The sequence below is a fragment of the Agrilactobacillus yilanensis genome, from assembly GCF_003946725.1.
Classification (GTDB): domain Bacteria; phylum Bacillota; class Bacilli; order Lactobacillales; family Lactobacillaceae; genus Agrilactobacillus; species Agrilactobacillus yilanensis.
In genome coordinates, this window is sequence record NZ_RHOY01000003.1 from 116414 (window position 1) to 131315 (window position 14902).

The window sequence follows — 14902 nt, forward strand, 5'->3', positions numbered from 1 at the left end:
AAAATTAATTTTCTGAATTATTGCGATTCACAATAATATAATCTTTATATTTAGTTTCAATACTTTGCAACGTTCCCAACAAATTCTCTAACAGAATTTGGCAGATTAACATTTTATCTTTGTCAATCTTCAAGGGGACGGCAACTTCAAGTAGACCACCGTTTTGCTCATCAGCGGTAATAATCGGTTCAATTCCCGCTAAATTCTCAAGACTATTAGTAGTCCCAATCGCAGTTGCAGATACTGCTGCACAGACAATATCTTGCCCATATTCACCAGCATCCGCATGTCCTGTAATGCGAAAACGTTCGATGTTACCATCACTGTTTCTAAAGAAATGCGCACTTATCATAATTAAACACTCTTCTTTAACAAAACTTTCGGTTAGTCAATCACAAAACGCGCTTAATTAAGCGTTGATCTTGTCAATAACAACTTTCGTGTATGGTTGACGATGACCCTTCTTTTGATGACTGTGTTTTTTAGGTTTGTATTTGAAAGTGACAACTTTCTTTTCCTTACCTTGTTTTTCAACAGTCCCTGTAACAGTGGCACCTTCTACAACAGGTGTGCCAATTTTAGTTTCATCACCGCTTACTAAGATTACTTGATCAAAAGAAACCTTTTCACCAGCTTCAACAGGTAATTTTTCAATATAGATTGGTTGACCTTCTTCAACCTTATATTGTTTACCACCAGTTTCAATAATTGCGTACATTCTTTTGCACCTCCTACTTTTTCTTAGACTCGCCGTCATAGGCGCTATGCTTTAACCTATTCCGAGCGGTTGCAGATGTGGCGTGCACAAATACAACTCGTTTAATATATCAAATTCTTTTATATTAGTCAAATAATTCTTGGCGTACCTCAAACACACCGATTACCTTTTATCTTTTTCATCAAAAATATCATAATGGACCATCGAATTTAAATCATAGCGTTGATCTTGACTATCGGTTAGTACCCCCCGCCGATCTCTAAGTTGTGCTGCCAGCGTATCTCGGGGCCCATAATTACCATTTTCGATCTTTACTGGGACTTCTAAAACCCGGCCATCTGCAAATTCCACATAAAAATAAATATAATGGCTAATAACTGGTTTCTTTTTTCGTCGCCTCAATTTCTTTTTCATAATAACACCGCCTCAAATTGTACCGCCTGATGCCTTATATATAAATATAACAGTTTTATTTTCAAGATAAAATCAATTTTCCTCAAATTTCTTGATATAATTTAAGGTGAGAATCTATTTTAGGAGTAAACCATGGCCCAAACAAGACGACAACGTTATCAAAAGAAAAGACCCTTTTATAAAAAAAATAAATTTTGGCTGTTCGTTTTAATCTTTCTGCTGGCTTTAGGCTTTGGCAGCAATTATTTGCTGCAGCAAAATACAGCGGGTCAAAAGTCATCAGCCGCTAAAAGGGAATCCCAAATTATTTCTAAAACCGCTAAGAAATCCAAACTTGCTAAAAGTAAAGCGCAATTCAAAAAAGATACTTTTGAAACAAAACAATTCAAATTAAGTTTAATCAGTGGTAAAATCACTGCTGACAAAGCAGGCAATCCTGTTTTATGGCTAGACTATCGTTTTAAAAATCAAAGTGATCAAAAGCTTAAAGCACAAACGGTGTGGCAGACAAATGCCAAACTTTATCAAAATCAAACACGTCTAAGCTCCACGGACCAGCTTATTTCAACTTTACCAACGAGTGATCAAACGGAAATTGACCAAACGTCTAAATGGACCCCTGCTCAAGCCACAACCACCGGGGCCATTGCTTATAAGCTTGTCAATAAACAGGATATTGTTTTAAAGTTTATTGATCCAACGACGCAAACTGTTGTGGGCACAAAAAACTATAAATTAACAGAATAACCCCTGATATAACTGGACTTTTTAGAAATAAATAAAAAAAATTAGAAATTTCAGAATTTTAAACTATACATTTATTTTTCAACATGTTAAACTAAGTACGTCACTTTCCTCCCAAAAAAAGTGGCGAGCTCTGACTCCTACCCGATGGTCAGAGCTTTTTTTTCGTTTATTTTTAATAAATTAAAATTTATCATAACTTAGCTTAGAGGTTAATATAATGCAAACAACTGATTTAACCACTGGGGCGCCTCTGCGGAAGATCCTTTTATTCGCATTACCTTTAGTGGGTGGCGCTTTATTTCAACAGCTCTACAATTTTACAGATACTGTCATTGTTGGCCATTTGATTGGCATTGACGGTGTCGCCGCAGTAGGTACTTTTTATCCTTTAAATTTTTTAATCCTAGGTTTTATCCAAGGCGCTTGTATCGGTTTTAGCATCCCGCTTTCTCAACAAGTTGGCGCTAAAAATAAAGCAGCGGTCAATCGTTTTTTCACAAACGCTTGGTGGTTATGTCTTGGTCTAACGTTGCTACTAACCCCGCTCATGATTCTTTTGACCCCCAGCCTTTTAACGCACTTACATACCCCCGCCAATATTTTAGAAATGGCGATAAAATTTACAACTATTTCGTTTATTGGTATACCTGCAAATATTCTTTATAATTATGCCGCTGCCGCATTACGCGCCTTTGGAGATTCCGTCCATCCGTTATATTTTTTAATAATATCTTTAATCATTAATGTGGGCTTGGATTTGTTTTTCATTGCAAAATTACATATGGGTATTGCCGGCGCTGCTTGGGCCACTGTCATTAGTGAATTTATCGGTGGCCTATTAAATTTGAGCTTATTTCTAATTGGTCCACAACGTTTAAAATTGATTAAATCGGATTGGCAAATCAAAGCCCAATCCATTAAAGAATTATGTCGAATTGGATTGCCCATGGGCTTTGAATATGCTGTCTCCGCTATTGGCGCGCTAATTATGCAAACGGGTATTAATCGTTTGGGCTCCAATATTGTAGCCGCACAATCCGCCGCTGAAAAAATTCGGCAGCTATTTACCTTGCCCATGGAAAGTGTTGGTGCGGCAATGGCGACTTACCAAGCACAAAATTACGGTGCCCATAATCGGCAGCGTTTAAAACAAGGCGTTCTCAGTGGTGTCCTGATCCAAATCATTTATGCCTGCAGTGCTTTTTTAATCTTGATGCTTTCAAAACAATACTTACTCACTTTAGTTTTAGGTACGAATGTGACGCCTATTTTAAATAACGCCAATCGTTATATTTTAATTATTAGTTTATTTTTCCCAATCCATGGTTTCTTAATGATTTTCAGAAATACTTTACAAGGTTGGGGCTATAGTTTGCCCGCCATTTTTTCTGGATTTGGTGAATTAATCGGTCGAGCAGCTGGCGGCTTTTTAGCCATGGGGGCCCTGGGTTTCACCGCAATTTGCTTCGCGAATCCACTGGCCTGGGGGTTAGCGTTGATTTATTGTCTGATTATGACCCGTATTATTTATAAAAATAAATTACAACAGATGTTGTTATCTTGATAGGTGTATAAAAATAACATCTTATTTGATATTTTGTTTTAAAAAATGAACTGAATAACTTCCACAAAAAAGATAGAACGCTTATAATATTGGATGTGGGTAAAAGTTCATTAATTAAAATTTTATATGTACACAATGCGTGTCACAAATAAAGGCATTAATCTAATTTAATTTCTGCTTATAGTGAAAGGGGATGCAAGCAATAGTAATCTCTACGGGACCATTTCAAAAACAAAAATCGATAAGACAATCAGCGCTTTACGAATGTTAAGTGTGTGACGGGATATTTTAAAAAAGTCCTAATCCATTGCTATAACTGCTCTGTTTTGTATAGTAGATTTTTCAAACTGGCCTTTTTTTCTAATTTTTAAAAAAAACAAAAATCGCTGTAACCCTTAACATGTAAGGACTACAGCGATAATCAGTAGTTTTAGATTTCTTTAGAAACCTGTTAAAGTGTCACAGGTGAGACTTGAACTCACGACCTACGGTTTAGAAGACCGTTGCTCTATCCAGCTGAGCCACTGTGACATATGGTGCGACGCAACGTTTACTATTTTACACAAGGATACCCTTTTTTGTCAATTATTATTTTAATCTCGAGGTGTTTTATTTGAAATTATATCAATTTGCCCATTATGAAACGACTAATGACCAGCGATTGGCAGATTTAAGCAATATAAACTTACTGCCAGATAACTATAATAAAATTTCTGAAAATGATTTATTTAATTATTTTATCCAACATCTATTTCCAGAGCAGCTGACCACTACCGCGCTGTTGGAGGCCTTGGATCACATCTTAATTAATTCTGCAACAACGCTTAAAATTTTTTACCAAGCCACTACAAAGACATTAGAGGTTTCAGACTTCTACAATTTAACATTACAACTACTAGGCTTTGAAGTCGGCGTTGATTTTGAACTTGACCAAGGCCAAGATTATCTACAAAATTTAGAACTACCACTTTTAAAAAATATTGAGCGCATCGCTACTAAAGCTTCTATAGTTGAAGCCACTTATTACCTACTTACTTTAAGATGTAAAAACGGCCTTATTTTTTTAGACGAACTTGCTAACCGTGGCTTTTTTAATGATTTTTTCCAGGCTAAAGCACCGCGGTTCATCATTTTTAATGGCCGGCTACAGGCAACTTTTGATGCCACTAAGACACTGCGGGAAGTCGTCTACGTCAAAAGTGACTTGGACACCGATCAAGACGGCAAACCAGATTTATTGGAGACGACCATCTTCAGACCAAAAGCAACAGATGCCGGTTTAAGAACCCCGGTGTTATATACCGCAAATCCTTATTTCAAGGGCACAAATGATATGACTGCCAGTTTACATGATGTTCAAACAACCTTAGAAACAAAGCCGGTCTTAAAAACTAGTTTAGCAACTCTCCACCAACAAAGCCAAAATCAGCCTGTGGATCAATTGAAACCTACATCTGACACGATTCAAGAAACCACTCAAACAGCAGAAATCCAGTCTACTGAAGAAAATATTTACAGTTTAAACGATTACTTTTTAGCCCGAGGACTCGCCACAGTTTACGCTGGCGGCATTGGTACCAGAAACTCTGATGGCATTCGTACTTGTGGCTCACCTGCGGAAACTTATGCCGCAACAGCCGTTATTGAGTGGCTCCATGGTGATCGAATTGCCTATACAAATAAAACAGATCATATTGCCATTAAAGCTTGGTGGTGTAACGGTAATGTAGCGATGACTGGTAAATCTTACTTAGGTACATTAGCTACCGCTGCTGCAACCACGGGTGTACCGGGGCTAAAAACAATTATTAGTGAATCGGCGATTTCCAGTTGGTATGACTATTACCGTGACAATGGCCTCGTTGTTGCACCTGAAGCTTGCCAAGGTGAAGATGCGGATGTTTTGGCCATTGATACGTTCAGCCGATTAAAAGATGCCGCGGACTATCAAAAAATCAAACCTGTTTTTGAGCAATCTTTAGCAGCCTTACGGACCGGACAAGATCGAACAACTGGCAACTACAACGCTTTTTGGGATGCTCGAAATTATCGAAAAAATGTGGCCAACATTAAATGCCCTATTTTGATCGTCCATGGTTTAAATGATTGGAACGTTAAATTACGAAATCCTGGAAAACTCTGGGCCGCTCTAAAGGCTCAGCAGCTGCCAGCTAAGATCTTTTTACACCAGGGGCAACATGTCTACATGAATAATATTCGCTCCATTGATTTTAACGACATGGCTAATTTATGGCTGACAGATAAGTTGCTAAACTATCCTAACCATAGCGACACTATACTGCCTAATGTTTTAATTCAAGATAATGCACAAGCTGAAACTTGGCATCATTATCACGACTGGGGCAATGCTGAAAATCCCGTACGCCGCTTTGCTTTTTCTAAAAACGAATTGGTGACCAAACCATTGAGAACAGATAATGTTCAAACATTTGTTGACAACGGAACAAAAACATTTTTAGCCCGTAAAGATACAGAACAACAGTGGCTGCAACAAATTATGGCAGATACCTCCCCTTACCAGACCAATCGGCTGCAGTTTAAGACCCAACCCCTGTCCGCTGATTTGTATATCGACGGCGATATAACGCTTACCGCACAAATCGCCAGCAATGTGGCTCACGGCTTTTTAAGTGCCATGGTCATTGATTACGGCTCAAGCCGGCGACTACAGCCGAATCCGACAATCCTAGAACGGGACGGCCTTAAATTAGGCTATAATTGGCACACTGAGGACTTAAAGGAATTTCAGCTGTCTAACCGACCAACGCCTTATAAAATGATTACAAAAGGGCATATTAACTTACAAAATCGGCTAAATAGCTATGAGAACCAAGCCGTCACCCCCAATGCCTTCTATACTTTACATTTTGAATTGCAACCAACGCATTATCATTTGTTGGCCGGCCATCAGTTAGGTATTTTACTCTATGCCACCGACATGGGCATGACCATTCGCAGTACTGAAGCAATTACCTATCAAGTCGATTTAAACGCTTGTCAATTAGCTGTCCCTTATATTAAATAATACAAAAAAATCACACGATCACTAGTTTCGTCATCGTGTGATTTTTTTATTTTTAATTTAAATTAATAAAGTTCTAGATATTGGTCTCTTTCCCATTGTGAAACGGTTTGACGATAAGCAGACCATTCCAAGTCTTTAGAATCCACAAAACTACGATATAGATGTGGGCCTAAAGCGCCTTTGATAACCTCATCTTTGGCCAGTGATTTCAGAGCATTATGCAAAGTTGATGGTAAATCGGTAATCTTATTATCTTTACGTTCATCTTCGTTCATCCGATAGATGTTACGATCTACGGCAGCTACTGGTTCTTTACCTTGTGCTAAGCCGTCTAAGCCAGCGTTTAATACTGAAGCAATCGCCAAGTATGGATTAGCGGTTGGATCAACAGAACGCATTTCTAATCGTGTAGATAGGCCTCTAGATTGAGGGACTCGAATTAATGGTGACCGGTTACGACCAGACCATGCCACATAAACCGGCGCTTCAAATCCTGGGACTAACCGTTTATAGGAATTGACAGTTGGATTATTGATTGCTGTTAATGCCCGGGCATGTTCCAATAAGCCAGCTAAGAAATGATAAGCCGTTTCAGAAAGTTGATCCTCACTATGGCTATCAAAAAAAGCATTTGTTTTATCATCTTTGAATAGGGACATGTTGATATGCATCCCTGAACCGTTAATACCTTCCAAAGGTTTCGGCATAAAGGTCGCATGCAAACCATGTTGTCTTGCGATTGTTTTAACAACCAATTTAAAGGTTTGGATATTATCTGCAGCATCCAAGGCATCTGCATATTTAAAATCAATTTCATGTTGTCCTGGTGCAACTTCATGGTGTGATGCTTCTACTTCAAAGCCCATCTTTTCTAATTCCAAGACGATATCACGCCGGGTATTTTCACCTAAATCAATCGGTGCAAAATCAAAATAACCGCCCTTGTCATTCAAATCCAATGTTGGTTTGTTCTCATCGTCCAACTTAAATAAGAAAAACTCTGGTTCAGGGCCGATGTTAAAATCAGAAAAGCCTTGTGCCTTCATTGTTTCCAACACCCGTTGTAAGTTACTCCGTGGATCTCCAGGGAACGGTGTGCCATCTGGATTATAAATATCACAGATTAAGCGGGCAACTTTACCATGTTCTGAACCCCAAGGAAATACTAGAAAAGTAGATAAATCAGGATATAAAAGCATATCACTTTCTTCAATTCTAACAAAACCATCAATAGAGGAACCGTCGAACATAATTTTGTTTGCAAGTACTTTTTCTAATTGATCCACTGGAACTTCAACATTTTTGATAATACCATTGATATCCGTAAACATTAACCGTAAGAATTGAACATTTTCCTTAACAACAGTTTCACGGATTTCATCTGCAGTGATCGTTTTTCTGGCCATTAATATCTATCTCCTTTATGCACTTCATACAAAACGCCTAGAGTGATTTTTTATGAAAGAAACCAGGGATGTCAGGTCCTTCAAAACCACCTGTTTGTAGTAATTCTTCCCTTAAAATGCGCCGAACATCATCATCCGTAAGTTCATGGGACGCCCCCTGAATACTTGTTAATTTGGACTTACGTTTCTGCTCTTCAAAAGCATACCTGATACCAGCAATATTCATCCCATCAGCTAGATAATCTTTGATCTCCAATAATCGGTCAATATCGTTTAGTGAAAACATCCGTTGATTGCCCTCATTGCGATGGGGATGAATCAAGTCTTGATCCTCATAATAACGAATTTGCCGAGCGCTTAAATCGGTCAATTTCATGGCCGTACCAATTGGGAGAACTGCCAGCGTTCGCCGTAATTCTTTTTCCTTCATAATTAACCTCCTCTCTGTTACGAAACCTATCATACCAATTCAAGTTTTCTCTGTCAATAAAAAGTGTTAGGTTTTATGACATTAATTTAACCATTGTGTCACGAGATCCGAAACCTTGTCGTACCAAAGATCGTCTGCAAATGGATCGAACCAATTCACCGTTAATTGGTTTCTAAAATACGTTAATTGCCGTTTTGCAAAATGTCGAGAGTTCCGTTTAATCAATTCAATGGCCTCTGGTAATGTTATTTCATTATCAAAATACATAAAAAGCTCTTTATAGCCAATCCCCCGACTGGCTTGAGGGCTGGAATCCCGTCGATCATAGAGCCAGCGGGCTTCAGCTTCCAATCCTTGTTTTAAAAATTGATCCACGCGCTGATTAATTCGATCATAGAGTAATGCGCGATTTGTATTTAGACCAATTATTAAACAATCTAAATTTGGCTCATTTTGAGTCTGTTCTGAAAACAGCTGATCCGTCTCATTAATAACTTCCAACGCTCGAATAATTCGGCGTGGATTATGCACCGATATTTTAGCAGCACTATTAGGATCCAGCTGTTTTAAACGTTGCCAAGCAGCTTCAGGCCCTACTTCTTCATAATAGTCTGTCCACTTTTGTCTATTTTTAAGCGCAACATCTGAATCCAGATGATCGCCTAAATTCAAATTGGCGCTGAGGGCATTCAAATAAAAGCCTGTGCCACCGGCAATAATCGGTAGCACTTTTCGGTCTGTCATTGCCGTAATCAACTGATTGGCCTGTGTCTTAAAATCATAAACCGTGTAACGTTGTGTCACATCACAGTTATTAATTAAATAATGTGGTACCCCCGCCATTTCTTCAGGAGTTACTTTCGCCGTTCCAATATCTAAATGTCGATAAATCTGCATTGAATCCCCGGAGATGACCTCTCCGCCGAATTGTTTGGCCAGACGAATACTTAACGCGGTTTTACCAACTGCGGTCGGTCCAGCGATCATTAATACTTTAGATTTCATAATTTTTACCCCAATTAACGATAATAATGGTAAATTCTGTTAAAATAAGTGATAATAGACTATAAACATATAGGAGGTTTAGGATATGGCAAATAAATTTGTTTCTGGCGTCGTTGTTGGCGCCTTAGCAACCGTTGGTTCAATTTGCGGTGCAGTCCTGGCATTCAAAAAGACAGTTATCGAACCCGAAGAAGCATTTAACGAAAAGGTAGAAGAAAACCGTCGTAAGGCCAACCGCAAACAACATGCCGCACATCAAGGCTAATATGTTCCAAATTAATAGAGGCTAAGTCAAAACAGCTGTTTTGAACCTAGCCTCTATTTATTTTGCCATAGTCATTCAATCAATAGTTTGATTTCTTTTTCTTAGTTTTACCTTGCCAACTACGATAGCCATCATTTAACCAATTTACTTTTTCAAATCCGGCTTTACGAAGTTTTAAGGTTGCTCGGATACTAATATTTTGACCATCGTCATAAACATAGACTGGTAAATCTTTGCGTAATTCACCGATCCGCTGTTTTAAAGTGGTATAAGGCAAGCTACGAGCGCCTAAAATATGACCCGCATCAAAATCCTTTTTTTCACGGAGATCAATTAATTGTGCTTTACGCATCGTACTTTCAAAGTCAGCTTCTGAAAGACCTGCTTTTAATTGCTTCGCTCTTAGCCAATAGTATAACCAGTTACCACCAAAACCTAAAATAACCGCTAGTAAAACGATATTAATCATCCAAAAACCTGAAATTGCACCAAAAAACAAATATTCCGCCTCCAACACTTTTTATTACTTAGATGCCATTACATTTTTTGCCAGCCAAGCAGCTCCAATTACCCCAGCTTCATTACCTAGAGTTGCTAAGCGAACTTGCGTTGTTTCACGTACATTAGGAAAAACGTTTTCTTTGAAGACTTTTGTAACCCGTTGCAATAAGAAGTCTCCGGCTGCTGAAACGCCACCGCCAATAACGATATAGGCTGGATTCAATAAGTTAGCCACATTCGCTAAAGAAATCCCTAGATAATTAGTGACACGATCGACAACCATAATTGCCAATGGGTCGTTAACTTTGGCCAAATCAAATACAATTTTAGCAGAAATTTCGTCCCCGTCATCTAAGCTGCGTTTTAGTTGGGAATCGCCAGAATATTCTTCAGCCATATCCCGAGCAACCCGGACAATCCCAGTTGCGGACGCAATTGTTTCTAAACAACCGTGCTTACCGCAAGTACACAAATAACCGCCTGGTTGCGCTGTCATATGACCGATCTCACCACCAGAACCTGCGATACCGTGGATTAATTGACCGTTGGAAATTAAACCGCCACCAACACCGGTGCCCAAAGTGATAAAGGCAACTTCATCTTCGTTTTCACCAGCGCCTTTCCAGCGTTCACCTAATGCAGCCACATTGGCGTCATTATCAATCGTAAAGGCCATTCCTGTACCAGCTTCAATATCTCTTTTAACATATTGCAATGTTTTCCAATTTAAGTTAAAAGCACCGATAACTGTCCCTGCTTTTAAATCAACAGAGCCTGGAGAACCCATACCAATACCAGCAAATTGATCCGCTGTCATTTGATAAAGTTTTAAATGATGATTAATAGAGTCAATAATATCTGGTACAATATGTGCCCCATCATCTAAAATATTTGTGTCAATGCTCCAACGTTGTTGAACTTCACCGTTGTTCGTTAAAATTGCAAACTTAATTGTTGTCCCGCCTAGGTCAACACCAATAAGTTTTTTTTCAGCCATAAAAATAATTACTCCCTTCGATTTCTTAAAGTTGCTCGTCTGTTTTTGCTTGTTCATACCGATGTTCGCGTTTTAATACAAGAGCAGCCGTTTGAAAAACTTTATCTTCAATTAATCGTGCATCATGAATTCGGATCAATTCTTCATGCATCAATTCAATATCCCAAAGTCGCTTACCCAAATGTACAAAAATACCATAACCTTTTAAAAGTTGCTGAACATCATATAAAGTTCTAATGTTTTCATCCATTTAAACCAATCCAATACAAAACGATACTTAATAATAATACCAGAATAATCGCTAAAATTTGATAAATTTTTGAGATATTTCCGAAACGTTTGGGGACCCCTAGACAAAAGGCGATCAATACACCGCCAATAAAGCCACCAATATGGCCCCAAATATCAATATTATTAGCAAAAAGATCAAAAACTAAATTAACTAAGACTAATACGCCGAATTGCTTAGCTACAGTTTGGATAAAAGGATTGTGCTTAAAAGATAACCCTAGCATGATAAATGCGCCAAACAAGCCAAATAATGCGGTACTGGCCCCGGCAGAAACGCTGTTGTCGCTGCCAAAAGCAAAACTTGCTAAATTTCCAAAAATACCGCTAAGGATAAAAATTACTAAAAAGCGGGTATGACCAAAAATATGTTCAATTTGCGTGCCCACATAATAGATCATGACGCCGTTCACGGCAATATGCAAAAATCCAACATGTAAAAATATCGGTGTTATCAAACGCCACCAATCGCCTTGGGCCACTAAATAATTTACCTTGGCACCATAGCGTACTAAAACACTGATGTTTTGACTGCCACCACTAAATACTTCAAGGATAAACATCACAACTGCCAGACCTAACATTGTCCAAGTCATAAACGCGGTATTGTCTATCCGTCGAAGTCGATTTTGAATCATACTAAATCCCCTTTATCCATGCGCAATTAACAAATCTTCCACCGGTACATCTAACATAGAAACCGGCCACTGTGGCGCATCATAGAGCATTGGTGACAGCACCAATGCCGTTGTTTTAGGTTGATACCGATTTAAATACCGATCATAATAGCCCGCACCAAAGCCAATGCGATAATGGCCATCTTTTGAAAAGGCAATACCTGGAACGATTACTAAATCCGGTGGATCTAAACGGGCAGTTTCATCCATTTTAGGTTCCAAAATACCAAATGAACTCTTTTCTAAATCCGTTTCTTTTTCAGGATAAGGCAAAAATGTCATTTGATAATCCGGTAACGTTCTAGGTACATAAACCTTCTTACCTAAGTTTTGAATCGCTTTAATCAAAGGTTTTGTATTAAATTCAATGGCTTGTCCAATCACAATACCAATTGTTTCGGCATTTTGAAAACTCGCTAACTGGTAAAGCGCCTTAGTTAGCTGTGCTTCTTCTGTTACCTTTTGATCTGTCTTTGAAAATTCAACTAGTCGATCAATTTGCTGCTTACGAAAAGTGACTTTATCCATTAGGTACCCCCTAAGAAAGTTAAGACTATCATACCATGTTTACATTTAATAACCTAAGTTATTCCGTAATTTCATACCCTAATCCGAAGTGGTATCCGAACTATCTGTTGATCCAAAATAATCTTGAATCATTTCCTGGGCCATATTTAGATTATAATGGGCTGTTGCGGATTCAGATAAGTTAGGGAAAACAATGGCAACGGCAATTTCTGGATCACTGGATGGTGCATAACCTACAAAACTTGAGGTAATTGTACTCGTCAAACTGTCCCCGTCGCTATAAAAAGATTGGGCCGTCCCAGTTTTACCGGAAACAGACGGTGAAATATCCTTTAATGTATGGGCCGTCCCCCAAGCATTACTACCATGAACAACGTTATAAAATCCTTGTTTTACAACAGCAAGCTCTGAAGAAGTAAAACCGACTCTGTTCAAAACTGTTGGGCTTGTGTTGGTTACAGATTTATTGGCATTCCCATTGTTATCGCTGCTTTCAACGGATTCCACCAAATAAGGTTTCATTCGATAACCGCCGTTAGCAATGGTTGAAACATATTGTGCCATTTGAATTAACGTATAGGCGTCATAGTTCCCATAGGATAAATCCAGTGCTGAACCTACTTTTAACAGACCTGATTCATTTAATGTACTACCTTCATACCCGGACAATTCTCCAGGAATATCAATGCCGGTTTTAACCCCTAAGCCAAACTGATTAAAGTAACCCCGTAATTTTGTAAAGATATCGTCGTCCATATGAATATACGAATTGGCAATATAATCCGCATTCCCTTCTTTTAGGGCTAAGCGCATCATATAGATATTTGAAGAAACTTCTAACGCCGTTACGGCATTCATGCTGCTAAACGTTCCTACTGGATAAACAGATTTTTTGACAGGTGTACTTGGCAAATAAATCGCATCATCTGACTGGACATTGTTGGTTGGCGAGATAACCCCATCCATCATCGCCCCTAAAACTGTCGCCCCTTTGACAGAAGAACCCATAACAAAAGTCCGGTTAATCGTACCTAATGCGTCATCGGTTGTCTTCCCTGTTTTAGGATCGTTATAAACGCCGGCTAGCGCTAATACTGCACCTGTTTTTGGATTCATAGCTACAGCATAAGCCCCATCGGAATAAGAAGCATCCCCAGCTGCCACTGCGGCAGAGAACTGCGTCTTTAAAGCCGCCTCAACTTTTGCTTGGTAGTCGGAATCTACGGTTAGTTTCAAATCATCACCTTTAGAGCCAGCATAAATCTGATTAGATTTTAAGACTTTATTGTTTGACCCCACGGTTACTTCAGTCTGGGATTTAGTACCTTTTAAAATACCTTCATATTCTTGTTCTAAATAACTTGTACCCACACGATCATTTCGAGAATAGCCTTCAGCTAACAAAGAATTGATCTGATCTTCTGGCAGACCTTGTTTTTCACTGGAAACACTGCCAATGATACTAGACATAGAATCCCCATTAGGATAAGCCCGCTCCCAATCAGTCCCAATATTAACGCCTGGTAAATCTTCCAAATGTTCACTGACTTCAGCAACTTCTTTTGAAGACACATCTGAATTTTTGATAAATACCGTCGATAATTGATAAGCGCCATTAATCGTTTTATAAATTGCCGCCTGCTGCTTTACTTTTTTGCTATAACTATGATCGGCCTTCATTACTTTAGCAACGGCCAATTTATAAATGGCCGTATCTGATATTTTATCGCTATTACTATTATGTGTCGCCGCATTGGATAAAGAATTCATCACTTTTTCTAATCGCTTTGTATCGGATAAATAGTAATCTGCTAAATCTCGCTCTGTCAGCTTACTGGTATCTACTGTAATATAATTGCTTAAGCGCTGGGCAACTTTTACCATATCAGAAGTTTTGACGTCCATTGATTTAGTATAGGCAATCGCACTATTGGCCTGATTGCCCACCATGACCCGGCCTTTGGAATCGTAGATCATCCCTCTAGGTACACTACCCTGGATTACCGTTCGATCCGTACGATCAACTTCGGACTGAAAAGACGCCCCATGAATGATTTGCAAGTAGGCTAATTGTGCAACTAACGCCGCAAATAATAAAAAGACGACGAAAAATAGTATATTTAAGCGAATTGGAATTTTAGAATTACTGGCTTGTCTTGAAGATTGTATTTGCTTTTTAAGATACTTCAAATTGTTAAACTCCTAATTATTTCATTGTATAAAGATTGTGAACTGACTGCATTGGTTGTAAACTGTTATTTATTGTAATATAAAACTGTGATTTTGATAAGAGGGCTGCCTTAAAGTTATAGTTTT

At 38.6% G+C, this 14902-nt stretch carries 16 protein-coding genes, 1 tRNA gene and 1 other annotated feature; of the genes, 4 read left to right on the plus strand and 13 right to left on the minus strand.

Annotated elements, in window-relative coordinates; translation table 11 throughout:
• Positions 1-4: 4 nt before the first annotated feature.
• The 3 genes from EKM93_RS03470 to EKM93_RS03480 form a co-directional block, all read right to left on the minus strand.
• Entirely contained in the window at positions 5-352 is a 348-nt protein-coding gene (locus EKM93_RS03470) for a ribosomal-processing cysteine protease Prp (RefSeq protein ID WP_125713119.1), read from the minus strand.
• Between the two features lie 57 nt (positions 353-409).
• Complete coding sequence (gene rplU, locus EKM93_RS03475) at positions 410-718, minus strand: 50S ribosomal protein L21 (protein ID WP_125713121.1); 309 nt, start codon at positions 716-718, stop codon at positions 410-412.
• Positions 719-733: 15 nt separating this feature from the next.
• Positions 734-799 (minus strand) — a sequence feature (ribosomal protein L21 leader region).
• 81 nt (positions 800-880) lie between these two features.
• On the minus strand, positions 881-1132 hold the full coding sequence (locus EKM93_RS03480; RefSeq protein WP_125713123.1) for a hypothetical protein: 252 nt from the start codon (positions 1130-1132) through the stop codon (positions 881-883).
• A 132-nt stretch (positions 1133-1264) separates the two neighbouring features.
• Here EKM93_RS03480 and EKM93_RS03485 point away from each other — a divergent pair, with 132 nt between their 5' ends.
• Complete coding sequence (locus EKM93_RS03485) at positions 1265-1879, plus strand: DUF5067 domain-containing protein (RefSeq protein WP_125713125.1); 615 nt, start codon at positions 1265-1267, stop codon at positions 1877-1879.
• 217 nt (positions 1880-2096) lie between these two features.
• Positions 2097-3443, plus strand: a complete 1347-nt coding sequence (locus EKM93_RS03490) for an MATE family efflux transporter (RefSeq protein WP_125713127.1) — start codon at positions 2097-2099, stop codon at positions 3441-3443.
• A 457-nt stretch (positions 3444-3900) separates the two neighbouring features.
• Here EKM93_RS03490 and EKM93_RS03495 read toward each other — a convergent pair.
• A tRNA-Arg gene (locus tag EKM93_RS03495) sits at positions 3901-3974 on the minus strand.
• Positions 3975-4047: 73 nt separating this feature from the next.
• Here EKM93_RS03495 and EKM93_RS03500 point away from each other — a divergent pair.
• Positions 4048-6489, plus strand: coding sequence for a Xaa-Pro dipeptidyl-peptidase (locus tag EKM93_RS03500; protein ID WP_376923122.1), 2442 nt, complete (start codon positions 4048-4050; stop codon positions 6487-6489).
• 62 nt (positions 6490-6551) lie between these two features.
• Here the strand turns inward: EKM93_RS03500 and glnA are convergent, their stop codons facing one another.
• The 3 genes from glnA to miaA all read right to left on the minus strand — a co-directional run bounded on the left by glnA (position 6552) and on the right by miaA (position 9330).
• Positions 6552-7895, minus strand: a complete 1344-nt coding sequence (gene glnA / locus EKM93_RS03505) for a type I glutamate--ammonia ligase (RefSeq protein ID WP_125713131.1) — start codon at positions 7893-7895, stop codon at positions 6552-6554.
• A 37-nt stretch (positions 7896-7932) separates the two neighbouring features.
• Positions 7933-8325: a MerR family transcriptional regulator gene (locus tag EKM93_RS03510; protein ID WP_125713133.1), complete on the minus strand. Its 393-nt coding sequence runs from the start codon at positions 8323-8325 to the stop codon at positions 7933-7935.
• A gap of 81 nt (positions 8326-8406) precedes the next feature.
• Positions 8407-9330 carry a tRNA (adenosine(37)-N6)-dimethylallyltransferase MiaA gene (gene miaA / locus EKM93_RS03515; RefSeq protein ID WP_125713135.1) on the minus strand — a complete coding sequence of 308 codons (924 nt, stop codon included), beginning with the start codon at positions 9328-9330 and terminating at the stop codon, positions 8407-8409.
• A gap of 85 nt (positions 9331-9415) precedes the next feature.
• Here miaA and EKM93_RS03520 point away from each other — a divergent pair, with 85 nt between their 5' ends.
• Entirely contained in the window at positions 9416-9595 is a 180-nt protein-coding gene (locus EKM93_RS03520; RefSeq protein ID WP_125713136.1) for a DUF3042 family protein, read from the plus strand.
• 79 nt (positions 9596-9674) lie between these two features.
• On the opposite strand, the gene EKM93_RS03525 is transcribed toward EKM93_RS03520, so the two are convergent.
• The 6 genes from EKM93_RS03525 to EKM93_RS03550 form a co-directional block, all read right to left on the minus strand.
• On the minus strand, positions 9675-10079 hold the full coding sequence (locus tag EKM93_RS03525) for a rhodanese-like domain-containing protein (RefSeq protein ID WP_376923127.1): 405 nt from the start codon (positions 10077-10079) through the stop codon (positions 9675-9677).
• Between the two features lie 39 nt (positions 10080-10118).
• Positions 10119-11093, minus strand: coding sequence for an ROK family glucokinase (locus tag EKM93_RS03530; RefSeq protein ID WP_125713138.1), 975 nt, complete (start codon positions 11091-11093; stop codon positions 10119-10121).
• Between the two features lie 25 nt (positions 11094-11118).
• A complete protein-coding gene (locus EKM93_RS03535) occupies positions 11119-11343 on the minus strand; it encodes a YqgQ family protein (protein ID WP_225423615.1) in 225 nt (74 codons plus the stop codon).
• On the minus strand, positions 11336-12019 hold the full coding sequence (locus tag EKM93_RS03540; protein WP_125713140.1) for a rhomboid family intramembrane serine protease: 684 nt from the start codon (positions 12017-12019) through the stop codon (positions 11336-11338). The genes EKM93_RS03535 and EKM93_RS03540 overlap by 8 nt, the downstream gene beginning before the upstream one ends.
• Positions 12020-12031: 12 nt before the next feature.
• Positions 12032-12586 (minus strand): 5-formyltetrahydrofolate cyclo-ligase, encoded by a 555-nt coding sequence (locus EKM93_RS03545; RefSeq protein WP_125713142.1) that lies wholly within the window; start codon positions 12584-12586, stop codon positions 12032-12034.
• 78 nt (positions 12587-12664) lie between these two features.
• Positions 12665-14776, minus strand: coding sequence for a peptidoglycan D,D-transpeptidase FtsI family protein (locus tag EKM93_RS03550; protein WP_125713144.1), 2112 nt, complete (start codon positions 14774-14776; stop codon positions 12665-12667).
• Between the last annotated feature and the right edge of the window lie 126 nt (positions 14777-14902).